A 23248-nucleotide genomic window follows, 5' to 3' on the forward strand; every position below is an offset into this window, starting at 1 on the left:
TTTGGCACAGATTTTTGAATAAGTTTTGTAAATGATTAACTTATATTTTACAAAAGTAAAAGACACATTATAATCACTAATTTAACTATCATTCATTTAATCTATTCAAAATCATGAAACCTCATCTACTACTCAATCAATTAACAAGGCAACTATCTACTTATAGTTCTTTATCTATTTTGATTATTTTATTACTTGTAATCTCTGCCTGTTCTTCTGGAAAGAAAGCTCTACAAAGAGGAGATTATTACGACGCAACTCTAAAAGCTGTTGATAGACTGCGTCAGAGCCCAAACAACAAAAAAGCACGTCATACACTTGGAGAGGCTTATTATAGAGCAGTAGAAGAGAATTTGAGAACAACACGTACATTAGATACAAAAGTAAATCCTCTTAATTGGGAAAAAGTAGCAGAAAGCTATGGCAGAATCAACGAAATGGGTAACGAAATTCGTAAAAGTCCTGCTGCTTTAAAAATTGTCAAAAACCCAACAAGTTATTTATCTGAAGAAATAAAAGCGAAAGACAAGGCTGCCGAAGCAAATTATAATGAAGGAATAAAGCTAATGGGTTTAAAAAATAGAGAAGATGCAAAAAAAGCCTATTATCATTTTGTAAGAGCCAATCAATGGGTCAAAAATTATAAAGATGTTGCTGTTCAGATTCCGACAGCTAAAGATGCAGCTACTTTAAAGGTATTGGTTCAGCCTATTCAAGTTCCAAACTCATTTAGTTTGGGAAGAGACTTTGTGCAAAGTCAAGTAATGGAGTATCTAAACACAAATCGTAGAATGAATGAGTTTGTAACTTTTTATCTGTCTTGGGAAACACCTAATTATTGTTGTGCTGACCAGCTTTTAATGATGAGCTTTGATGAATTTACGGTTGGACAAGTATTTATGAAGGAAAAAACCACAACTGCAGTAGACAGTGTTAGACGTACAGTTCGTCTTGATGATGGTGCTACCAAAACTATTACAGATGCTGTAAAAGCAGATTATACACATCATGAGCAATATGTAGTTTCAAATGGACGTTTAGATGTGCGTGTCATTGACGCAAAGACAAACAGAATTTTGATGCAAGATAAATACCCTGGAGAATTTGTGTGGAGAAATGAATGGGGAACATACCAAGGCGACAAACGTGCTTTAGATAATGATCAAGAAAAGGCTGTTAAAGTTCGCCCTGTTGCACCACCACCACCACAAGATTTATTTGTAGAATTATTCAAGCCTATTTATGACCAACTCACAGGAAATATGAGAAGATTTTATAGTAGGTATTAAAATCATAATTTGTTGAAGGTTTCACAGTAACATGCCTACAAAGATTAGATAAATTTAGAAATAATTAAAGAAGATGAAATTGCTAGAAATAGCATTTTATTTCAAAAAACATGAAAACAAAATACTATTTCATCTTCTTTCATAGTATCATTATTAAAAGTTTTATCGTTAATAAAATAGATAAAACAACGTAAAATTTAATTATATCTATTTAAAAATAGAAAGTATACTGATACAATATGAATAATCAACCTCCTATTACTCAACTTCTTTCAGCTGCACAATCTGGCGATACACAGGCAATGGAAAAACTTTTTCCTTTGGTTTATGATGAACTTGTCAAGGTTGCACATAGTTTGAGGGTGCGTTGGCAAGCAAATTACACGCTCAATACGACAGCACTTGTACATGAAGCTTACATAAAACTAGCTGACCAAGACAGTAAAAACTATTCAAGTAAAGGACATTTTTTTGCTGTGGCTGCAAAGGCAATGCGTCATATTTTGGTAAATTATGCCAAAATGAAAACAGCCGAAAAACGAGGGGGAAAGGATATTGATGTAGATATTCAGAAAGTAGAAAATATAATCCCTGATGAGCAAGTTGGAGAGCATATCTTAGGACTTCACGAAGCCTTGATTACACTAGAAAACTTAAATGAAAGACAAGGAAAAGTAGTAGAATGTCGTTTTTTTGCAGGACTTTCTATTGAAGAAACTGCCGATGCACTACAAATTTCGCCTGCAACTGTAAAAAGAGATTGGAATGTAGCAAAAGCCTATTTGTATAATCAACTCAAACAGGATGTTGTATAATCGTTGGGGAGACAACAACAACAGCTAGGAAGAGATACTTCTAATTCCCAATTTCCTGTCTTCCATTCTCTCATACAATTCAACATACTGACTAGCAACTGTTTTTGGATTGAATCTTTTTACATTTTCTAGTCCATTTTGTACTCGTTCATTTCTATAATTTTCATCATTTATAATCTTCAAAATTCCTTCTTTGATTTCTGTAATAGAATAGGGATTTACCAAAAATGAATTTTTTCCTGCCACCCAAGGCATCGAAGAAATATTACTTGTAATGATAGGTTTTGATAAAGTCTGTGCTTCTATAATTGGCATTCCAAAACCTTCAATGGTAGAGACAAAAGAAACTAAATCACAATTTTTATAAGCCAAAATGAGCTGCTCAAAACTTACTTTGTCTTCATGTTTGTAATCAATCTTATATCTTTTGAGTAATTTGAAGTGATGTTCTGAAAGTGGAGCAATGATATGTAATTTACAATTAATCCCTTCTAAAGATTCAAAAAGACGTTCTAAGTTTTTATTAAAAGCTGCCCCTAATTGTAAAATAATAGGCTTTTCTGAATTAAATTCTTTAGGAATATAATTTTTTGATGCTTCTTCAAATTTTGGTGAAATGGTTGTCGGAATGACAATTATTTTATTAGGGTCGCAATTTGTATGCTTTATGATTTCATTTTTTGTTGCTTCCGAAACAGCTGTTACAAAACGAGATTGCTTGACAGGAATATCTAACCAAAAGGTTTTCAGAAATTTTCGTTTTAATTTATCCTTTACAGAGTTGGTGTGTTGTTCTAAAAAAGCACAATCGTGAATAGTCAGAATTGTTTTTTTAGGATTTAATCCCATTGTCAGAAAATGTACATCGCCTGTAATATGATTTATGTCGCTCTTGAGATTTTGAGTTTGTTTCTTTGCATCAAGAATATTTTTTATTCGTGGCAAAATTCCATCACTAAAAAAAGGAGATTGATAAACAATTGGTTCTACTTTCTTTGAAATAGAAGGCAGATAAGAGCGAATATCTTCAAAATAAGATTCGATACTAAAATTTCCAAACTGACGAGGTTTTCTATGTAAATAAATGACTTTCAAATTTCTCTTATTATTTTTTAAACCAAATTAGAATCAAAAGAAGAAATAAGCGAAACAGGAGAAGCCGAAATTTGATGTTCTTGCAACCAATTTTCTAGCACAACCAAATTCCAAACTCTTGCCCACGATACTCTAGGGTCATTGTCTAAAAATTGTCTCCAAACTCTCATAATTCCTTCTTCATTAAACTCTGGACGACTTGCTAAATTTTGGACACGCTCATCACAAAAGCTAAAAAGTTCATTTTTAAGCCAAATTTGCCACGGAAGAGTAAAGCCCATTTTCTGACGATTGACAACCTCAGATGGTAGTAAATTACCCACTGAATCAACTAACAACTTTTTAGGAGAATGAGGAAATTTGAAAGAATCTGGAACTTGAAGAACGTATTCAATTAATTTGTGATCTAAAAAAGGAACACGAATTTCTAAAGTATGCGCCATACTCATTTGGTCAGAATCACGCAAAAGAATATTTTGTAAATATGTAAAAAGCTCTGCTACCGAAATTTGAGATAAAAAAGGAAGTTTTTTAAAATCTTTTTGTCTTGCTAAACTTTTGAAAGCTGAGCGCACTCTGTTTTCAGTCAATTCATCTTTACGTAAAAACGATTTTATACGTTCATCTAAAAATACTTGTCTGATAAGTGGATACGTATAATCTAATTTCCAATCTTTTTGAGAAAGCAAGCCAAAAAGTTTGTCAGAAGCTACTGAAGGACGATATTTTTGTCGTAGCCTGCCAACATTAGATTTCAAAAAAATAGGTAATTTTCCTATCCATTTATTATTATTGAGCTTGTTGAGCATTGTAAAGAGGTCGTAGCCAGCAAAAAGCTCATCTCCTCCCAAGCCTGAAAGAGCCATATCAATTCCTTTCTCTTTAGTCACTTTCGAAACTATATAGGTATTTATTCCATCACCACTTGGATGATCCATAGCTGAAAGAGCTTTCGGAATGATTTCTAAAAAATCTTTTGGATTAAGATGAATATCGTGATGTTCTGTTCCAAATTTATTGGCAACCAAACGAGCATATTTTGCTTCACTAAATTCTTCTTCTTCAAAAGAAACACAAAATGTTTTTACTTTTTGGTTAGACATTCGGCTCATTAGTCCAACTATAATACTAGAATCTATTCCACCAGAAAGAAAAGCTCCAAAAGGAACATCAGCCACTAAACGCTTTTCGACTGCTTCATTTAATCTTTCATAAATATCTTTTTTTATTTTTTTATAGGTAGTTCCTATTTTTTGTTCAGTATGGTGTGCTTGCCAATAGCATTTTTCTATCCATTCTGTATCAGAAATTTCTACATAATGAGCAGGCAAAAGCATACAAACATTCTCAATCATTGTGCGAGGTGCATGTACAGTCTGATAACGTAAAAAATCTTCTAAGCCGTGGTGATCTAAATTCTTTGGAATAAATCCAGAAGCTAACATGGCACGCATTTCAGACGAAAAAACATATTTATTTTCATCTCTATAGTAATACAACGGTTTTATACCTAATCTATCTCGTACTAAAAAAAGTTTTTTCTCTAAATTATCCCAAATAGCGAAGGCAAACATGCCTTCAAATTTTTTGATACAATTTATTCCCCACTCTGCAAATGCTGCCAAAATGACTTCTGAATCTGAGTCTGATTTGAATGGATAATCAAGCTGTTTTTTGAGTGCTTTATAATTATAAATTTCCCCATTAAAAACTAATGTATAACGCCCATCATGAGAGTGCATTGGTTGATGTCCTGCATTAGAAAGGTCAATAATGGATAATCTTCTATGTCCTAATGTTACACTATTTGTGGTTTCATCTTGCCAAATTCCCTCATCATTTCGCCCTCGGTGTGCCATAGCTTTGTTCATAGCAGCCACTCTGTGCATATTATTTTGCAGCGAAAAATCTATAATTCCATTTATTCCACACATAAGCCTATTTTTAATTATTTTTTACTTCTCAATAACTCTTCAATTTTAATATCTACAATAATTCTGAACCAAAAACCTTGTAGAAAATGAAAAATTCGTCCTTCTTTTCCATCTAAAAAACCAAGTTGAAAAAAGAAACGATAGATAAAGTAAATACAAGGTCGCCAATAAAGAGGTAATTTCCACCAAATGTTTTTCAAAAATGCAATTTTTTCATCAGGATTACCAGAAAGTTTGCGTGTAGTGTGTTGAGAACGTAGTTTTTGAATACGTTCTACTTCTTCTTGTGCTACAAGGTCGCTATATTTGTTGTGTTTGGCAAGCCAAAAAGAAATGTCATTTTCCTTTGTGTTTTCTTCTATCAAAAAACCTTTTTTCCAAATCTGTGTTTTACCTTCAATAACAAAACGATGATCCATATTTTCATTGAGGTCAGAATGTCCATATCCTTTTCTAAACATTTTGAGTAAATATTTTGGAAAGTAACCTCCATGTTTTATCCAACGACCTCTAAAATAATTTTTTCTATTGAAATAAATTCCATTTACTTCTTTAGAAACTGTATTTTCATCGAATAATACTAATTTTTGTTTTAGTTCTGGAGTTACTATTTGGTCTGCATCAAGTCCAATAATCCATTCTGTCTGAATATCAAAGTTGTTTAAAGCAAAGTCCCATTGTTTCGGATGGTTTTCAAATTTATTATAAATAATTTTTGCTTGATAGCCTTCTGCAATTGATAAAGTTGCATCTGTACTACCTGAATCCAATATAAAAATGGGTGCATTCAAATCTTTAATGGATTCTAATAAGCGAGGTAAGTGTAGTTCCTCATTGAAAGTAAGAATAATAAATGAAAAATAAGACATAGAATAAAACTATTGAAACTCAATAAAATAAGCAAAAACAAAAAATTAGCACACTAGATTATAAATTAAGTACAAAACTAATTTTTTTTTTTGATTTTGCAGTAATAAATAAGTATCGTATCTTTCTATTATTAAGAATTACCTTCTCTTTTAATGACCTTGTTTAGATTAATCTTTTCTTGCATTTTAATTTTCACTCTCAATTTTGCTTTTTCACAAAAAGAGAAAATAGAGAAGGTAATTATTGATGCTTCTTTTGATGCAACACCAAAGGCTATTTTTGACATAAAAAATGAAAAAGTAGTTCACGATAGTTTGCTCAATTATGCTTACTTATATGTAGATTGTAGCAAGAACAAGCCTTTTCAAGAAATCATAAATCTACAAAATGATTTTATACCCTATTCAGATACAGTTACTTGGAGTCCTAATTGTATTTATTGGGTCAAAATAACAATCAATAATACGCTTCCTCACGAACACGAATGGGTTTTGAATCTAGGTAAAGATTTGAATTTGGTCGATGTTTTTGACCCTCTTCCTGCTCTCAATGAATATTCTCATAAAATAAATGGCATTTTTGTTCCTCCCTCTGAAAGAAATATTGATGAAATAGTTTCTCAAACCAAAGTAAGAGTAAATTTTTTACCTAAATCAAAGAAAACATTATTTATTCGCTATCAAAATATCAATAATCGTCCGATAAAGGTAGATTTAAAATTGATAAAAAAAGATAAATTTGAACAAGAGGTAAAATACCGTAACCTTTCTCAAGGTATTTTTCAAGGTCTTATTTGGATAATGGTTTTCTATAACTTCTTGATTTTTATACTCAATAAAGAAAGAGTTTATCTTTATTATTCTTTGTATCTGCTTGGAACAGGTCTTTTCTTGGCTGTCATGAGTAGCCTTGCTTTAGATGGAATCAATGGCGAATTATTTCATTATATATGGTATTTTGCAGGATTGTGTGTAGCGTTTTATTTTCTCTTTATGCGTTCTTTTCTAAGGACAGATGAGCTATTTCCAAAAATGGATAAGGCAATTAAAGTAGCTATTTATGTTCAATTTGTGGTAGTTGCTTTTGTAATGCTGTATCATTTTACAAAAGATATAAAGCTGATTGCTATTCTTTATTTCCTTTCTATTGGTTTACAAGCATTATTTATTTTGATTCTTTTAATTTGGGTTTTAATTATTCTAAATAATAAGAAAACAAACAAAAAAGTTAATAAGAAACTAATGTATTTCTTTGTCGCTGGTTCGTTTGCTTTGATTGTGGGTGCAGCAACAGGAAACATAATGAATTTTTTAGACCTTGCACCAAGAATAGTAGGAGGAGCATTTATCCAAGTAGGAATTGTAGCTGAAATATTGCTTTTTTCAATGGGCTTGGGATATAGAATGAAACTCAATGAGCGTGAAAAACAAGATGCCCAAGAAAAACTAATTATTCAACTTCAAGAAAACGAAATTCTTCAACGAACTCTCAATCAAGAACTTGAAGAAAAGGTAATAGAAAGAACACAAGAAATAGAACAACAAAAAGAGCAAATCAACAAGAAGAATCATCAACTTGAAGAGACCAATAAAAAAATGACTGATAGCATTACGTATGCTGCACGAATACAAGCTGCTATTTTGGGTGATATCAATCAGCTAGAAGAAGAATTGGGAAATGCCTTTATACTTTTCCGTCCTCGTGATATTGTAAGTGGTGATTTTTACTGGCTCAAAAAAATAACAATAGAAGAAAAAAGCTATAAAATATTTGTTGTTGCAGATTGTACAGGACACGGAGTTCCAGGTGCGTTTATGACTGTTATGGGTGTCGATTCTTTAGAAGAAATTGTCGGACATGAAAAAATATGGCAGCCTCATGAAATTCTCTACAAACTAGACCAACGAATTACGGCAGCCACCACACAACGCCAAAGTACAGGAAGGCAAATCCGTGATGGAATGGACATTGTAATTTTGGTTTTTGAAGAAGGAACAGATAAAGCCTATTTTGCAGGTGCAAAAAATCCTCTCTTTCATATACGAGCAAACGAACATTTGCTTACAAAAGGCTCTACATCTGCTATTGGAGGCACTTCAAAAAAGGTAAAATCATTTTCTATGCATGAAATTACTTATCAAAAAGGAGATGTTTTTTACCTTTATTCAGATGGTTTTCAAGACCAGTTTGGAGGTAAAGATGGAATGAAATATATGAGCAAAATATTCAGAGAAAAGCTCATAGAAATTTCTAATTTTCCAATGAGCACACAAAAAGCAATTTTAGATAAAGAATTTTTAGAATGGAAAGGCACACAATCACAAACTGATGATGTGATTTTGGCTGGAATACGCATGTAAAACAATTAGAAAAATAAAGAACTATTAAAAATATGGCAAAAATCGCAAAAGAATTAAAGGAGGCAATTTGTCAGATGCCTCAAAAAGAAAAAGATAAGATATTACTTCGTCTGATTGCAAAAGACCAAATGCTTATTGCAAGACTAGAACATGAGCTTTTCGGAGATGAAAACGAAACGAAAGCATTAGCTGAAGAGATAAAAGAAGACATTGACAATATGACAAGTTTCAATCATGGAACACCAGGTTGGCTCATGATGGCAATGCGAACAGAAAACGGAGCAATTACCAAACATGTCAAAATCACAAAAGACAAGACAGGAGAAATAGAACTCACTTTATATTTGCTTTCTCAAACATTCAAAAAACAAACCGATTTTCTAAAAAAATATGCTTATCGTGCTGATAAGTTTGGAGGCTATGTCTGCAAAAGAACTGACTTTGTATTGAAAAAAATCATCAAATTACACCCAGATTTGCAATTTGATTATAAAAATGAAGTAGAATTTATACTTAATTTTTTACATATTTCACCAGCTACAAAAAGTGATGCCATCGAACAGAACATTCCAAAAGATTGGGAAGATTTTTTAGAAAAATATGGAAAATAAAAATCAATTACGACCTGCCAAAGCAGCGAAGCTAATTAAAAATTACGAATTAGAAATGAAAGAATCTATCAAAGAAAACTTAGATGAAATTTTATCAAACTTAGAAAATACAGAAGCAAAATTAATTGCTGTTACCAAAACTCATCCTTTAGAAAAATTACAAACTTTGTATGATTTGGGTTTTAAAGTTTTTGGAGAAAACCGAGTACAAGAACTTACCGAAAAGCAAGAAAAACTTCCACAAGATATAGAATGGCATTTAATAGGCACACTTCAAACCAACAAAACTAAATATATTGCACCTTTCGTTTCGCTGATTCATTCAGTAGAGAGCTTTAAACTTTTAAAAGAAATAAATAAACGAGCAAAGCAAAACAAAAGAGTCATTGAATGTCTTTTACAAATGCACATTGCAGAAGAAGACACAAAATTTGGTTTGGACGAAAAGGAACTTTATGAAATCTTAGAAAATGAAGAAGTAAAGACCTTTGAAAACATAAAACTAGTCGGACTGATGGGAATGGCTACTTTTACAGATAATCAAAATCAAGTTCGCTCAGAATTTAAAAAACTAAAATCTCTTTTTGATAAAGTAAAAGCAAATCAAGATTCATTTAATAAAAATAATACAACAAAAAATATAGCCTTTAGAGAGCTTTCTATGGGAATGAGTGGCGATTATCCAATAGCAATAGAGGAAGGAGCAACACTTGTACGTGTCGGAAGTGCTATTTTTGGAAAAAGATAAAGAAAAAGAGAGATTAAATTGATTTGATTAATATTTCCATTTCTGTACTTTGAATGATATACAACTTGGATTATGTCGCTAATTTATTAGATTGTAAAGCAAATAAAATTAATTACTATTAACCTAAAAAATACTCCCATGAAAGTTCAATTTAACACAGACAATACTATTGACGGAGACGCAAGGCTTGAAGCGTTCTTTTCTGATATGATTTCAAAAAAACTTAATAGATATGATTCTCATATTACTAGAGTAGAAGTTCATTTGTCTGATGAAAATGGCAAAAAAGAAGGTTTAAACGATATAAAATGTTTATTAGAAGCGAGGTTTGAAGGCAGACAACCTATTGCTGTTTCAGCTCAAGAAGATACCATCGAAAAAGCAGTTTCAGCATCTATTGATAAAATGAAAGCTGCTTTAGATAGTTTCTTAGGGAAAATACAGAGTCGTTAAAAAGTAAAGTTACCTATTCTATTATTGAATTGAAAAGGCTTAGTGATATGACTAAGCCTTTTTAGTTGGCAAATTTTAATCTTTTATTACACTATTTCAAATAGTTGTAGATTAAATTTTTATTCTCAAAACTGTTTGGGTTTCAATCCTTTACTGGCAAGTTCTGCAATTTGAGTAATTCGCTTATTTCTTGTTTCTTGTCTTTTGGCAGATACAACCCAATATAACATTGTTTTTCTAACTGATTTACTTAAACTCTTAAAAAAGTTCATTGCATTTTCATTTGATTGTAATGCTGTTTCCAAGTCTTTTGGAATAAGTAATGCTTCAACATTATCTAAAATTTCCCAACTACCATTTTGTTTTGCAATTTTTATACAGTCCAAGCCTGCTTGCAGCATCAATCCTTTGGCTATAAGCTGCTCTACTTTTTCCTTATTGACTTTAGACCAAGTGCTTTTTGGTTTTCGTTTAGAAAAATATTGAATATACCTTTCTTCATCTAACGTTTTTTTGACACTATCAATCCAACCAAAACACAAAGCCTCATCTACAGCATCGCTCCAAGTTAGAGTTGGTTTTCCTGTCTTCTTTTTATAAAAAATAAGCCAAACAGCATCTTTTTGAATATGATTTGTAACTAACCATTCTCTCCATTGCTGTTTGGTTTGTGGATAATATGTTTCTGTTTCTCTCATTAAAATTTATTTCATTGCTACTAAAATAACACTACTACCAATATTAGTTTTATTCTTTGATTGATTTTATTTTTTATAGTATGATTTTACGACATCTTGACCTGTATAGTTTGCTCCAGCTCCATCATCTGCTCATAGATATACAAAATCCTGTTGCATGTTTTTATTTCCTTCTATTCTCATAAGTTTTGTTCTCAAATTGTAATCTATACCTTCTTTCTGAAAATATTCTTGAATTGCCTTTTTACTATCTGCTTCATTTGTAATTTCTATATCTTTTATGTCAAGATTAGCCAATAATATTCCATCACTTTTCAATCTACTTGCTGCGTATCTTATCAACTTCATTTTATCTCCAATGTAGTGCAAGCCGTGTACAATGGTAATCAAATCATATTTGAAATCTGTTGTCCAATCTGACAAGTTTGTTTCGCTGACTTCTAATATATTTTCAACTTCGAAAACAGATGGGTTGAAATATCCAACCAAATCTACTCCTTCCAATTTATACCTAGAACTATTTGCTTCTTTTTTAAGAACGTTCGCAACTTCTAATAACGCATTTCCTTCTCCACAACATAAATCTATCCAGCGAACTTCTTGCTCATTTTTAATTCCTTTCAAATATGATTCAATATTAATTTTGATGTCTTTCTCATAGCTGTTCACACCTAAAGCTACTCTTTTTCTATTCATTGTGTTATTCGCTACAACCGATGACCACGAGAGTTCATTATCGTTTTTTAGGTTTATCATGTTATTTTTTTGTACTCATCTAATTTGAACCCAAGAATGTAAAAGATAGCTATTTACTCATTTGCAAACTCAAGCGATTTAGAGTAATCAACTATTCTAAAAGATTTTGCTATTTTTAATAATTCCTCTAGTTTGACATCACTATCATCTATTTTTTCTAATGCTATAAGACCATCTTTATAGACAGAATCACTAGAATATCTTAAATAGCATTGTATTTTAATAACTGAATCTTGTTCTTTGTATGCAATTCTTCGAAAACAATTATCTACAGAATCAACTATAAACTCAAATTCTTTTAACCATTTTTTTTGTACAGGATTAATTTCTATTGGTACTATTACAGTATCAACTCCAACTAAAACTTGAAAACTATAATCTATACTGTCTTTATTATTTACAATAGTTTTTATTATAACAGGCTTGATGCTACTCCAATCTATTGAATCAGCTTTTTGACCTAGATACTCATTCAATGTATATTTTGATAGAGATGAACGTTTTTCTTGATTAAGAATTTCTCCTAAAGAAGGAATACCAGAACTTCCTAAACTTGGATAATTATGAAAAACGGAGTATCCTTTTCCTTTTAGTAAATGCAGAGTATTCCATCTACCTTTAGGGAAGAAGAAATTTGTTAGTCTATCTTTAGAGACAAAGACGAATCCATTTTTCTCATATTTGTACTGATTATTCTCTACTCTATCTATGTTGAATGGAATCCAATATATTTTTGTGTAAATAAAAAAGCCAATTCCTAAAATAAATAATAGCAGGACAATATATCTTTTTTTCATTTTTCTAGTGTTCTAATAGGGCAAATACTCAAAATTTTTATTTTTTTTAATTGTAGATTTTGAATTTCTTGTATATCTGTATCAGTTAATCTAAGCTCATAATTTACGTATATGTGATGATGGACAAGATAATTAAATAGTTTTATAGGAATATAGATATTATCGGAAATAGCCATGTTAGCAGTCCATTTATTTACTCCTTTAATAGAATACTTTGAAGATAAATATTTTGCCTCATATTCTAAATCTCTATATTCTCCTTCTCTTATTCTATGTTTGTAAAAAAATTGAACCAATTTTCTAGCTTCCTCAATACTGGGATACATGCATTTGACTTTTATTTTATACAAATGAGTTTTCAAAATTATATTATCTGTCATTCTATTACCATTAGTTATATTTAGTCCTCTTTTTCTAAGAATGACAAATATAAAATTAAATAGTAAAAAAAGGACAAAGCAAAAGCCTTATCCTTATTAAAATTACTTTCTTGCCGTTGTCGGTGTCTCCACCGACGACTTATCTAAAATTCCAAAATAAATCCAATCGTAGGCAAAACACTTGGATCACTATTTTCTAAAATAGTAGGAATTGCATTTGAGCCGTCATTTTTTATTGGTTGTCCGTCGGTAGTTTGGAAACCTGAATTATCATCTGTTCTGGCAAATGTATAACGAGGAAAAGCAGGAGAAGCCTGTACAAAAGCATTCTGAATATCAATATATAAATCTAAAGTCAATCGTTTGAAATTGATTTTTTTATCTAAACGGAAATCAAACTGACTAAAATTACCTAATCGGTCAGAATTCAGACGAGAATTATCCAAAACACCTGTTCCAGTTCCTAAATAATTTCTTCTTGATTCTAATAAATCAAAGGGAGTATAAGGCGCACCTGCTGCAAAACGATATTTCAAACCCATTTCCCAACCTCTGCCAAATTTTCGTCCCAAAATAGCTGAAATCAAATGACCATTATCCCAAGCTGAAGAAATAAGCTCGCTATCTGTTCCCGAAAACTCACTTCTAACAAATGTATAAGAAAAGACTGCAAAGATTTTGCTCACTAATTTTTGTTGAAATAAAAACTCAAATCCGTAGGCTCTTCCTTCTCCAATACTTACTACCTCTTCATTTCCTATTGAGCCAAAACCTCCACCTTGATTGGCAAGTGAAATGCCATCACGCACCGAAACAGGATAGTTTGCATAATTTTTATAAAAACCTTCTACTGTAAAACGTGTACTTGCTCGTGGCAAAAACTCCGTTCCCAAAACATAATGCGTAGAAGAAATATATTTGTTTGACTTATTAACAAAATCGCCATTTTCATTCTGAAAACCCAAAACCGTATAAATTGGGATTTTGAAATAACGCCCCACCGAACCATTAATTGACCATTCATCATTGATATAATAGGAAGCAGAAAGACGAGGCGACAAAGTTTCGAAAGGATTATTTCCAGTTTCTGTAAACGTATTCATATCAGTACGAACGCCAAAAGATAAACCTAATTTATTATTCAAAACCGTTTTGGAAACCTGTCCGAAAGCTCCATATCTAAAGAAATCAATCGCAGAATTATAATTGAGTAAAACTTGTGGTTGAATGATATTTCCTGTCGAATCTCTCAATTCTTTTCTTATTCTACTAAAAATATCATTATTAAATTTTACATATTGACCTACCAAACCATAAGCGTATTTCCAGCCATTTTTTGACTTATTTACATCAATACGCAATTTATTTTCAATTTCTTGAGATTCTAAAAGTAGCGTTCTAAACTCTTCGGTTTCTTGTCGGTCTTCAAATTGGTCAAGGCGATTATCAAACATATTTCTACTCAAGGCTACATTTACATAACCATCTTTCACCAATCTTTTAAGCGCAAAACCTGTCGTATAATTCCATTGATTAATACTTGGGTTTGAACGCAAAACATATTCATTTTCTGGTGTAGATTCTCTTGGTTCTTCAAAGGTAAATTCATCAATCGCACCAACTCCAATGGCTGTAAGTGTAGTTTTTTCATTGAATTTGTGGGTTACTTTATATTGAAAATCCCAATAGTTTGGACGAATAGGAAGGTCAATAATTTCAAATAAAAACTGTAAATACGAACGACGAGCAGACAAAAGCATAGTCGTTTTTTTTCCTAAAGGAGCTTCAAAAGTAGTTGCTAGTTCTGTTCCTGAAAGACGGATATTTCCTTGCAAACGTTCCGCATTTCCTTCTTTTTGTTTGAATGTAAAGACAGAAGCAAGCGCATTATCATAACGAGCTTCAAAAGCCGACGAACTAAGCGTTACATCTTCAATAAAAGACACATTCAAAATTCCAGTAGGTCCTCCTGCGCTTCCCTGTGTGGCAAAATGATTGATTACAGGAATTTCAATTCCATCTAAATAATAAACATTTTCATTTGGCGCACCACCACGAATAATAATGTCATTGCGAAAACCACCAACCGAACCACTTGTACTTCCCACCCCTGGAAGAGCCTGTACAACACGAGAAATATCAAAATTCCCTCCCGGATTGCTTTTTATTTCTTCTGTCGTCAATCTTTGTGTTGAAAGTGGACTTTCAACGGTTGTAGGAGAAGCCGAAGTCGCTTTTCGTGCTACAATTTCGACACCTTCCAAATTAGAAGCTGATTCAGAAAGCTCAAAACTGACATTATTTGCATTACCTGTACTGACAACGATATTAAATTTTTTGAGCGATGCAAAACCGACATAAGAAGCCTCCAAATTATAACTTCCAACAGGAATTTCTAATTTATAATTTCCTTCCAAATCTGTAACTACGCCAATAATAGGATCGCTTCCCAAAACAATAACCGAAACGCCAATGAGTGGTTCTTGAGTGTCTTTATCTCTAACTGTTCCTTGTACAATTCCTTTTTTTACTGATTTCTGTTTTTTAGTTGGGTCTTCTTCTTCAACTATATTTTCTGTTGAATTGTCTTGTGCAAAAGTAGAAATACAAACACTAAAAAATAGTGCAAAAAATAAATAGTAAAATTTTGAAGTAGTCATTCGAATTTTTGATAAAATAAAAAAATAGTTTTAAATTTATAGTATGTTTACGTATTAAATAAGAGAATTGCAGAAAGTGTTTTATTTTCAGAATGCAAATCTAACCTCAATAATTGAGAATTGTTTTAGATTTGAATAATTATTTTCTTAAATTTATAGAAAACTATTTTCAATTTAGTACGTTATTATACTAAATTTTATTTTAAAGTTAACTAATTAGAGACACGAGCAACGGTAGGGTTAGCTTTTCTTGGAAAAGCAGAAAAAGACTTATCCATTGCTAGTGTCCACACCATAGCCGTCAAGTCAAGAAAACTGTACTCTATTTTTCCCATTATCAACGTCCATTTTGGCTTCGCCGACTTAAAAGTTCTTCGAAAATACACGATTGCTAAGGGAGAAAAGTGCTGATTTTGTTTATTTTACCTTAGCAATCGTCAGTTATCGAAGATAACAAGACGTTGATAATGGTAGAATAAACAATAGCTTGACGGCTATGGTGTCCCCACGAGCGATATACACAGTAAAAAAAATGAACTACGATATTTTACATCAGCTTATAAATCAAGCTCAAGAATACGAAACCCAAACAGGGCAAAAATTAGAAAAAAATGACTTAGCTATTTTCTCAAAGTGGTTATATGAAAAGACACACAGCCATGTGTCTAAAGAAGAAATAAAACTAGAACCAACAGGTGAAACCTTAGATAGTATCATCGGAAAGTTTATTGGTTTTATGTATCGTTTTGCAAAATTTTATACAAAAAAAGCCTTAGAAGATAGTCTTTTGACTACTTTAGATGATTTTACCTATTTGGGAAGTATTCTTTTGAAAGCAGGAAGCACTAAAACTGAAATTATTGATTATCATATTCACGAAAAAACAACAGGGATAGAAATTTTGAAACGCCTCAAAAAGAATGGTTTTATAACAGAACAAAAATCACTTACAGATAAGCGTAGCAAGTCTTTATTCATTACCGAAGCAGGAAGAGGAATCTTTTTTGCTCATGTAGAAAGAATGCAAAAGATAGGAGAACTTATTGTGGGAGATTTGCAAGAAGATGAAAAACGACAGCTTATTTTACTTTTGAATCGTCTTAATGATTTTCATCAGCCTATTTATCATGAAAATAAGAAAGAAAGTATTGAAATACTTTTGAATTTTAGAAAACAGTAATTTTAATGAAAGAACCTTTTACCTTAGAAGATGAAAAATATTTTATCTCAATTCATAATATGAATTTTACTCCAAGAGTTTGGGCTGCTAGAAATGGACATCGTATTTTATGTGGAGATATGAGAAGATATACATTTAAAGATAAAATATTTGAGAAATGGATTCATGAGGTTTATGAAATTTTACATACAGAAGATTTGAGTGAGGTTCGCAAAGAAGTTTTAACTCAACCAGAAATAAATATTATCGAAGAAGAAGATTCATTTTAAAGATGAAAAAACTACGATTAACTTTCCTATTCACAGTTTTCTGTATTGGTTTTGCTTTCAAGTGGTATTTTACAAATCTTGATGTAGAATATTCGGTTTGGCTCTTGAAACCTACGACGATTTGGGTAGAACAAATTACAGGACTAAATTTTGATTTTTTGCAGAATGAAGGCTATGTCTGTACTCACACTCTGCCGATTACAATTATTGATAAAAGCTGTTCAGGTCTTAATTTTTGGCTGATGGCTTTGTTGTTGGGAACTTTTCTTTTGTACAAAAAAGTAACTAATTTGTGGCAATTTTTCTATTCTTTTATGGCTGTTTTTGGTTTGGCTTGGCTGGTTACCATCATTGCAAATACGGGTAGAATCGTTATTTCAATAAAATTCTTACCTCTTTTGATTCCTTATATTGACTATTCTCAAAGTCATCTTTTGCTAGGAATTTTTATTTATATTACAATGCTGATTCTTTATTATTTAGGATTAAAATGGGCAATAGGAGTTAAAAATAAATATAAATAAAATTATATTTTATTCTACTAATTACTGGTAACTGATAATTACTAACTGAAAAACTTGGTATGATTTTGTTATTTAGAGTAGTTATAAATAATGATTTTACTTTATCTAAAGTTCTTTTTTAGAGTTTAAGTAAAAACAATTTATATTAAAATTCCTATCTCACTCACTAATATCAAGCAATGAAAAATTTACTCTATATTCTCATTCCATTATTCTCAATATTTTTCAGTTCTTCTTTGCAACAAGCAAAAGCACAAGATTTGCCTCACCCAGATAGTGTCGAAATGCTCATCAACAGCATGGCGATTCAGATAGAAGCAACGCAAGGATTAAATGATATGTACAATTTTGACTTTAGAAGTGCTGAAAGTCAGTTTCAATGGATTAAAAGACATTATCCCAAACATCCACTTGGCTATTTTTTGATGGGATTAAGTAATTTTTGGAAAATGATGCCTAATGAAGACGACAAAAGTTATGATGGTGTTTTTAATAACTATATGGATACTACAATCACCTATGCAGAAAAAATATATGATAATGCAGAAAAAAAATCTCCAAAACAGATAGAAGCGGCTTTCTTTTTATCAGCTGCTTATGCCTTTAAAGGACGTTTAGAATCGAATAGAAGAAATTGGACGGCTGCCACCATTGCAGGAAAACGAGCATTGAATTACTTAGAAGATGCTAGAGGATATGGTGATTTGAGTCCAGAATTACTCTTTGGAGATGGTTTATACAACTATTATGTAGAATGGATTCCAGAAAATTATGGAGAACTAAAACCTATCTTTTGGTTTTTCAAAGATGGTGATAAAGCAAAAGGAATAAAACAATTAGAAGAAGTAACAGCAGAAGGATTTTATACCAAAACAGAAGCACAAACTTTTCTGATTCGTATTTATGATGGCGAAGCAAAAGAAAATCCAATATACAGAGAAAAGGCATTGAATTTAGCAGGATATTTACATCAAAGTTATCCAAAAAATGCATTTTTTCATCGTCAATACTTAAAACTTTTATATATGACAGGGGATGGAAACAAAACCATTGAGGAATCTAAAAATGCTTTAGAACTTATCGAACAAAAAGCTTTTGGATATGAAGGTACAATCGGACGTTACGCAGCTTTCTTTTTAGGTTCACATAATTTTAGAGCATTGAAAAATTATGAAGAAGCCAAAAAATACTTGGAACAAGCTGTACAATTTGGAGAAAGTTCGGATGCACAAGATTCAGGTTATTACTTATATTCTTTGTCATATTTAGGACAAATTGCACACATAGAAAAAGATTACAAAGCTGCACAAGGTTATTACGAAAAAATAAAAGACCATGCAGACCGTAAACACCCAACCAAAAAAGAAGCAAAAGAATATTTAAGAGAAAATAGAAAATTATTTAAATAATTAGGTGATAATGTCGCCAGTAAACCACACACAACGACAAAAACGAAACCCATAACTTTAGTTATGGGAAAATAAAAACATGCTGTTTTTTACTATTCTGTGCTTATTTTCCCACGGTTAAAATCGTGGGTTTCGTTTTATACAAGAATTTTTATCGTTGCGTAACATCAGTTTATAAAATAATTGATATTTAAGGAAAAGAGATATGCTTTTTCATTTTTTTCATTAAAGCAAAACATCATTTGCTTATATTCCGTTAAGGATTTATTATACTGTCAATAAAAAATTTCATCAAAAAATTATCAATCACAAAAATATTATGAGTCAAGTTAAAGTTCAAGCCGAAGGAATCGTTCAAAAACATGTTTTATGGTCTATGGGAATGGGCGCAATTCCAATTCCTTTTTTAGATACGATTGCTGTTTCTGCTATGCAGTACGAAATGTTAAAGCAAATTTCTAATTTATATGGTTTTGAAATGAGCGAAAATATGGGAAAATCCCTTATTTCAATGCTTGCAGGTGGTACGCTTGTCAGAATGGGTGCATCAGCAGTCAAAACGATTCCTATTATTGGTTCTTTTTTAGGGGGTGGCGCAATGGTCGTTTTATCAGGAGCTTCTACTTATGCCATTGGAAGTGTATTTGTTCAGCATTTTGAATCTGGAGGAGATTTATTTGATATTGATACCGAAAAATTCAAAAATTTCTACAAAGAAAAATTCGAACAAGGAAAAGAATATGCTGCTGAAATGAAAGACAAAGCAAAAAATTCTATGAATAATGAAGAGAACAAAGTAAACACAGATTTAGGTAAAAAAGGTAAGCCAGCCATGGAAACTGACCCAAATGCACCCAAAGACGGAAAATATGAACATCAGTTTCAAAACAAAGCAGGAGAAACGAAAGCTCCTAAAAATGAATCTATACGAGAATCGAAAGAACAAAAGGAAGATGAAGAAGAAAAGGCTTTAAAAGAAGCCAAAATTGCAGAACTCAATGACCTAAAAGCGAAAGGAATCTTGACAGACGAAGAATATGAACGCATGAAAAAGAAAATTATGTCTTAAATTATATAAAACAAAATGTTCTGTTTTTCTATTATAGAATAACTAACATCAAATCATTTAAGAAACAGAATGCGAACTTGATGACTATCAAAAAAGTTATCAAGTTCTATTTTTTAGCATTTTTACATTATGTTTTCTTCTATCAAGTCAAAACTCATATTTTCTATTATTTTATTGGCTCTTACTAGTTTATCTATCTTGATAGGCATTTTTTGGTATGACAGGCAGATAAATAGCTTAACAGATTTGAGGATGAGCTTAAATAATGCTCAATTAAAACTCCAAAAAATAGATAAATTACAAAGAGATTTCTTTAGTTATGAATCTATTAATCCTCGTTTTTATGATTCTGGTGGAAAAAGTAAGTTCTTGACAGATAATAATTTCCTAATAAAAGAATTTGAAGAAAATATAAAAAAAGTCCAAAACACAGAGCTAATTAGTAAAGAAAAAGAGATAGATTCAGAACTAGAAGCACTTCTTATCCAAACAAAAAAATATCAAAATACATTTGATTCGGCTTCTAAGCTCATTTATAAAAAAGGATTTGAAGATTTTGGTATAACAGGAAAAATGAGAACACTAATTCATTATATAGAAAATGCTCAAAATCCTACTCTTCCATTAGATAAAATATTGATGATAAGAAGACATGAAAAAGACTTCATTATCAGAAAAAACACAAAGTATATTACTACACATGCTCAAGCTGTTGAGCTACTAAAAAATACAATACAACAACAAGTCTATAATAAAGACAAAAGAGAGCTTTATATAAAATGGTTAGACCAGTATGCTTATCATTTTGGAGAAATGGCAGAGCTAGAACTAATTATAGGCTATACCAATATTACAGGATTAAAGGGCAAACTCAATCAAATATCCGAACAGCTTAACACCAAATTAGATACTACTAGAGAACAATTAAATAAAAAAAGTGAACAAGAAAGTGATAGAATGAGAGTTATTTTAGGCTCTATTTTATTGGTTGCTCTATTAGTAAATGCTCTTTTGGCTGGTTTAGTTATTCAAAAAATGGGTAGACCTATTCGCCGATTATCTAGACTGATTAATACTTTAGTAAATAATAATTTTGAAGGAGAAAGTAAGAGTGTAGTTCTTAGAGGTAACGATGAACTAAGCCAACTTTCAAAAGATGTTCAATTTCTTATTAATTCGTTGAAGCAATATATGCTAGACATTCAGGAAAAAGCTGATGATTTACTTTCAAAAAACACAGAATTAGAACAGCAACAAGAAAAAATAATTTCTCAAAGAGACCTTTTAGAGCAAACCAATAAATCTGTTCTAGAAAAAAATAATGCGCTTGAATTTCAAAAAAAGGAAATTGATAATCATAAAAAAACATTACAAAATCAACTACAAGAAATTCATTCTATCAATAAATTAATTGGAAGAAAACAGAGCAAAATTATTGATAGTATAACCTACGCAAAGCGCATTCAGGAAGCCATGTTGCCTGATATACGAAGTATCGAACGAACTTTTTCAGATGCTTTTGTATTTTTCAAACCTAGAGATGTAGTTTCAGGAGATTTATATTTCTTGCATAGCACAAAAGAAAAAACCATACTTGCAGCTATTGATTGTACAGGTCATGGTGTTCCTGGTGCTTTGATGAGTATGATTGCTTTTAATTTACTTTCAGCTATCATTACAAATAATACTATTGAAGATCCTGCTCAGTTATTAGATTTGCTTCATAAAGGAACTGTCAAAACGCTCAAACAAAAGAAAACTAATAATAGAGATGGAATGGATGCCACAATTTGTATTCATCACAAGGACAAAAAAGAAGTTTGGTTTGCAGGAGCGAAAAACAAACTTTTATATGTACAGAAAAGCATGTTTCACATCATAAAAGGCGACAATTTGCCTATTGGTGGATTAATGATAGATAGAGAACGAAACTATACTACTCACAAAATAAAAGTAGATACTCCCACACAGTTTTATATGTTTTCTGATGGCTATCAAGACCAGTTTGGAGGAGAACAAAACTTAAAATTTGGCAGCAGAAATCTATATGATTTACTCTACAAAACTAATCATTTGCCTTCTGCAATACAGCATAAACATGTGGAAGAAACATTTGAAAAATGGAAAGGCAACTACAATCAAATAGATGATATTTTAGTAATGGGTTTCAAAATAGAATAAGTTTTTTTATGCCCAAACCTTCGTTCCTTCGGTACAGTTTTTACAAATTTCAATTTCTTTTCTTGATTGTAATAATGAATTTCTAAAGGCTGCATAGGTTTCATTTTGCCAAATTTCATTAAAAGAATATTTCTCTAAGTCGCCCAAATGATGGGTTGCATCTTTATCAAAACAACAAGGAACTACTTTTCCGTCCCATGTAATGACACAAGAATGCCACATTTTCCAACAGCTATTTTCTAGCTTATTCTTTAGAGTTACTTTACCTTCTTCCTTTTTATAACGGCTATATGTTGAATTTTCTGGAATAAAATCAGCTTGATTTTCATAGTCATAAATCTGTGCTGTCTTTATTGCCACTTTATCGATTCCTAATTCTTTTCCTATTGCTTTTATTTGTTCGATTTCGTGTTCGTTGTGTTTGAAGACAATAAATTGAAGCATAATAAAAGGCGTTTTGCTTTTGTGTTTTTTCTTAAAAGCAACTACATTTTCAATTCCCTTCCAAACTTTATCGATATTTCCTCCAATTCTATATTTTTGATAGGTTTCTTGATTTGCGCCATCTAAAGAAATAATAAGCCTAGAAAGACCTGAAAGAACCGTTTTTTCTGCTACGTCTTCTGTCAGATAATGAGCATTTGTCGAAGTAGCTGTATAGATATTTTTTTCGTTGGCTAGTTTTACCCAATCCAAAAAGTGTTTATTGATATACGGTTCTCCTTGAAAATAAAAAATAAGATAGGTCAGATAAGGCGAAACTTCATTTAATAATTTTTCAAAAATAGCATTTGTAGCATTTCCAGTAGGACGAGAAAATTGTCTAAGTCCAGACGGACAATGAGGACATTTCAGATTACAAGTTGTTGTAGGCTCAAAGGCAATACTTATCGGAAATCCTTTTTGATAGTTTTTCTTTGTGATTTTGGAAAGGTAATAACTAAACAATAGCAAAACACCATTCCAAAAACGTCTGAAAGTAAGCGTTTTGAGGTAAATTATTCCGTCTATAAATTGACTTTTATTCATTACTAATTGATTTTATCTGTGTTTGCCTAAATCATACAAATATCAATCTTAATTGATTGAAATAAAAAATCCTTTTCTTGAAAGAAGAATTTTCAAAAAAAGGATTTATCAAAGATGATAT

General features: G+C 31.3%; 22 protein-coding genes. 12 read left to right on the forward strand and 10 right to left on the reverse strand.

Annotated elements, in window-relative coordinates; all coding sequences use genetic code 11:
- Positions 1-113 precede the first annotated feature (113 nt).
- Positions 114-1289, forward strand: coding sequence for a hypothetical protein (locus tag V9L05_RS05080; RefSeq protein WP_338790002.1), 1176 nt, complete (start codon positions 114-116; stop codon positions 1287-1289).
- A 239-nt stretch (positions 1290-1528) separates the two neighbouring features.
- Positions 1529-2104, forward strand: coding sequence for a sigma-70 family RNA polymerase sigma factor (locus V9L05_RS05085; RefSeq protein ID WP_338790001.1), 576 nt, complete (start codon positions 1529-1531; stop codon positions 2102-2104).
- A gap of 24 nt (positions 2105-2128) precedes the next feature.
- Here the strand turns inward: V9L05_RS05085 and V9L05_RS05090 are convergent, their stop codons facing one another.
- Genes V9L05_RS05090 through V9L05_RS05100 form a run of 3 tightly spaced genes read right to left on the reverse strand, consistent with a single transcriptional unit; the run spans position 2129 to position 6002 of the window.
- On the reverse strand, positions 2129-3199 hold the full coding sequence (locus V9L05_RS05090) for a glycosyltransferase family 1 protein (protein ID WP_338814625.1): 1071 nt from the start codon (positions 3197-3199) through the stop codon (positions 2129-2131).
- 17 nt (positions 3200-3216) lie between these two features.
- The gene (asnB, locus tag V9L05_RS05095; RefSeq protein ID WP_338814626.1) at positions 3217-5133 is read right to left on the reverse strand and encodes an asparagine synthase (glutamine-hydrolyzing); all 1917 of its coding nucleotides are present in this window, start codon (positions 5131-5133) and stop codon (positions 3217-3219) included.
- 14 nt (positions 5134-5147) lie between these two features.
- Complete coding sequence (locus V9L05_RS05100) at positions 5148-6002, reverse strand: glycosyltransferase family 2 protein (RefSeq protein WP_338814627.1); 855 nt, start codon at positions 6000-6002, stop codon at positions 5148-5150.
- A gap of 159 nt (positions 6003-6161) precedes the next feature.
- Between V9L05_RS05100 and V9L05_RS05105 the strand changes: the two genes are divergently transcribed.
- From V9L05_RS05105 to V9L05_RS05120, 4 genes are all read left to right on the forward strand, one after another.
- Positions 6162-8363: a 7TM diverse intracellular signaling domain-containing protein gene (locus V9L05_RS05105; protein WP_338814628.1), complete on the forward strand. Its 2202-nt coding sequence runs from the start codon at positions 6162-6164 to the stop codon at positions 8361-8363.
- A 32-nt stretch (positions 8364-8395) separates the two neighbouring features.
- Positions 8396-8974 (forward strand): hypothetical protein, encoded by a 579-nt coding sequence (locus V9L05_RS05110; protein ID WP_338814629.1) that lies wholly within the window; start codon positions 8396-8398, stop codon positions 8972-8974.
- A 55-nt stretch (positions 8975-9029) separates the two neighbouring features.
- Entirely contained in the window at positions 9030-9722 is a 693-nt protein-coding gene (locus V9L05_RS05115; RefSeq protein ID WP_338815413.1) for a YggS family pyridoxal phosphate-dependent enzyme, read from the forward strand.
- A gap of 138 nt (positions 9723-9860) precedes the next feature.
- Positions 9861-10175, forward strand: coding sequence for an HPF/RaiA family ribosome-associated protein (locus V9L05_RS05120; protein ID WP_338789993.1), 315 nt, complete (start codon positions 9861-9863; stop codon positions 10173-10175).
- A gap of 125 nt (positions 10176-10300) precedes the next feature.
- On the opposite strand, the gene V9L05_RS05125 is transcribed toward V9L05_RS05120, so the two are convergent.
- From V9L05_RS05125 to V9L05_RS05150, 6 genes are all read right to left on the reverse strand, one after another.
- Complete coding sequence (locus V9L05_RS05125) at positions 10301-10873, reverse strand: YdeI/OmpD-associated family protein (protein WP_338814630.1); 573 nt, start codon at positions 10871-10873, stop codon at positions 10301-10303.
- 132 nt (positions 10874-11005) lie between these two features.
- Positions 11006-11629 carry a methyltransferase domain-containing protein gene (locus V9L05_RS05130; protein ID WP_338814631.1) on the reverse strand — a complete coding sequence of 208 codons (624 nt, stop codon included), beginning with the start codon at positions 11627-11629 and terminating at the stop codon, positions 11006-11008.
- A 53-nt stretch (positions 11630-11682) separates the two neighbouring features.
- Complete coding sequence (locus V9L05_RS05135) at positions 11683-12426, reverse strand: hypothetical protein (RefSeq protein WP_338814632.1); 744 nt, start codon at positions 12424-12426, stop codon at positions 11683-11685.
- A complete protein-coding gene (locus V9L05_RS05140) occupies positions 12423-12806 on the reverse strand; it encodes a hypothetical protein (RefSeq protein WP_338814633.1) in 384 nt (127 codons plus the stop codon). The genes V9L05_RS05135 and V9L05_RS05140 overlap by 4 nt, the downstream gene beginning before the upstream one ends.
- Before the next feature lie 143 nt (positions 12807-12949).
- The gene (locus V9L05_RS05145) at positions 12950-15466 is read right to left on the reverse strand and encodes a TonB-dependent receptor (protein ID WP_338814634.1); all 2517 of its coding nucleotides are present in this window, start codon (positions 15464-15466) and stop codon (positions 12950-12952) included.
- Positions 15467-15678: 212 nt separating this feature from the next.
- Complete coding sequence (locus V9L05_RS05150; RefSeq protein WP_338814636.1) at positions 15679-15801, reverse strand: hypothetical protein; 123 nt, start codon at positions 15799-15801, stop codon at positions 15679-15681.
- 197 nt (positions 15802-15998) lie between these two features.
- Between V9L05_RS05150 and V9L05_RS05155 the strand changes: the two genes are divergently transcribed.
- The 6 genes from V9L05_RS05155 (at position 15999) to V9L05_RS05180 (ending at position 22098) form a co-directional block, all read left to right on the forward strand.
- On the forward strand, positions 15999-16646 hold the full coding sequence (locus tag V9L05_RS05155) for a MarR family winged helix-turn-helix transcriptional regulator (protein ID WP_338814637.1): 648 nt from the start codon (positions 15999-16001) through the stop codon (positions 16644-16646).
- A 5-nt stretch (positions 16647-16651) separates the two neighbouring features.
- The gene (locus V9L05_RS05160; RefSeq protein ID WP_338814638.1) at positions 16652-16915 is read left to right on the forward strand and encodes a hypothetical protein; all 264 of its coding nucleotides are present in this window, start codon (positions 16652-16654) and stop codon (positions 16913-16915) included.
- Between the two features lie 2 nt (positions 16916-16917).
- Positions 16918-17439 carry an exosortase K gene (gene xrtK, locus V9L05_RS05165; protein WP_338814640.1) on the forward strand — a complete coding sequence of 174 codons (522 nt, stop codon included), beginning with the start codon at positions 16918-16920 and terminating at the stop codon, positions 17437-17439.
- Positions 17440-17618: 179 nt separating this feature from the next.
- Positions 17619-18848, forward strand: a complete 1230-nt coding sequence (locus V9L05_RS05170; protein WP_338814641.1) for a tetratricopeptide repeat protein — start codon at positions 17619-17621, stop codon at positions 18846-18848.
- 319 nt (positions 18849-19167) lie between these two features.
- Positions 19168-19917 (forward strand): DUF697 domain-containing protein, encoded by a 750-nt coding sequence (locus tag V9L05_RS05175; RefSeq protein WP_338814642.1) that lies wholly within the window; start codon positions 19168-19170, stop codon positions 19915-19917.
- A 129-nt stretch (positions 19918-20046) separates the two neighbouring features.
- Positions 20047-22098: a SpoIIE family protein phosphatase gene (locus V9L05_RS05180; RefSeq protein WP_338814643.1), complete on the forward strand. Its 2052-nt coding sequence runs from the start codon at positions 20047-20049 to the stop codon at positions 22096-22098.
- A 6-nt stretch (positions 22099-22104) separates the two neighbouring features.
- Here V9L05_RS05180 and V9L05_RS05185 read toward each other — a convergent pair whose 3' ends face one another.
- On the reverse strand, positions 22105-23127 hold the full coding sequence (locus tag V9L05_RS05185) for a radical SAM/SPASM domain-containing protein (RefSeq protein ID WP_338789981.1): 1023 nt from the start codon (positions 23125-23127) through the stop codon (positions 22105-22107).
- Positions 23128-23248 lie beyond the last annotated feature (121 nt).

The sequence above is a fragment of the Bernardetia sp. Wsw4-3y2 genome (genome assembly GCF_037126295.1).
Taxonomy (GTDB): Bacteria; Bacteroidota; Bacteroidia; order Cytophagales; family Bernardetiaceae; genus Bernardetia.

Bases quoted from the DNA above. Each gene is read 5' to 3' on its own strand.
- V9L05_RS05120 (WP_338789993.1), top strand. From the start codon at position 9,861: ATGAAAGTTCAATTTAACACAGACAATACTATTGACGGAGACGCAAGG.
- V9L05_RS05130 (WP_338814631.1), bottom strand. From the start codon at position 11,629: ATGATAAACCTAAAAAACGATAATGAACTCTCGTGGTCATCGGTTGTA.
- V9L05_RS05140 (WP_338814633.1), bottom strand. From the start codon at position 12,806: ATGACAGATAATATAATTTTGAAAACTCATTTGTATAAAATAAAAGTC.
- V9L05_RS05085 (WP_338790001.1), top strand. From the start codon at position 1,529: ATGAATAATCAACCTCCTATTACTCAACTTCTTTCAGCTGCACAATCT.
- V9L05_RS05135 (WP_338814632.1), bottom strand. From the start codon at position 12,426: ATGAAAAAAAGATATATTGTCCTGCTATTATTTATTTTAGGAATTGGC.
- V9L05_RS05160 (WP_338814638.1), top strand. From the start codon at position 16,652: ATGAAAGAACCTTTTACCTTAGAAGATGAAAAATATTTTATCTCAATT.
- V9L05_RS05115 (WP_338815413.1), top strand. From the start codon at position 9,030: ATGAAAGAATCTATCAAAGAAAACTTAGATGAAATTTTATCAAACTTA.
- V9L05_RS05155 (WP_338814637.1), top strand. From the start codon at position 15,999: ATGAACTACGATATTTTACATCAGCTTATAAATCAAGCTCAAGAATAC.
- xrtK (WP_338814640.1), top strand. From the start codon at position 16,918: ATGAAAAAACTACGATTAACTTTCCTATTCACAGTTTTCTGTATTGGT.
- V9L05_RS05150 (WP_338814636.1), bottom strand. From the start codon at position 15,801: ATGGGAAAAATAGAGTACAGTTTTCTTGACTTGACGGCTATGGTGTGG.
- V9L05_RS05175 (WP_338814642.1), top strand. From the start codon at position 19,168: ATGAGTCAAGTTAAAGTTCAAGCCGAAGGAATCGTTCAAAAACATGTT.
- V9L05_RS05110 (WP_338814629.1), top strand. From the start codon at position 8,396: ATGGCAAAAATCGCAAAAGAATTAAAGGAGGCAATTTGTCAGATGCCT.
- V9L05_RS05170 (WP_338814641.1), top strand. From the start codon at position 17,619: ATGAAAAATTTACTCTATATTCTCATTCCATTATTCTCAATATTTTTC.
- asnB (WP_338814626.1), bottom strand. From the start codon at position 5,133: ATGTGTGGAATAAATGGAATTATAGATTTTTCGCTGCAAAATAATATG.
- V9L05_RS05145 (WP_338814634.1), bottom strand. From the start codon at position 15,466: ATGACTACTTCAAAATTTTACTATTTATTTTTTGCACTATTTTTTAGT.
- V9L05_RS05125 (WP_338814630.1), bottom strand. From the start codon at position 10,873: ATGAGAGAAACAGAAACATATTATCCACAAACCAAACAGCAATGGAGA.
- V9L05_RS05100 (WP_338814627.1), bottom strand. From the start codon at position 6,002: ATGTCTTATTTTTCATTTATTATTCTTACTTTCAATGAGGAACTACAC.
- V9L05_RS05080 (WP_338790002.1), top strand. From the start codon at position 114: ATGAAACCTCATCTACTACTCAATCAATTAACAAGGCAACTATCTACT.
- V9L05_RS05185 (WP_338789981.1), bottom strand. From the start codon at position 23,127: ATGAATAAAAGTCAATTTATAGACGGAATAATTTACCTCAAAACGCTT.
- V9L05_RS05180 (WP_338814643.1), top strand. From the start codon at position 20,047: ATGTTTTCTTCTATCAAGTCAAAACTCATATTTTCTATTATTTTATTG.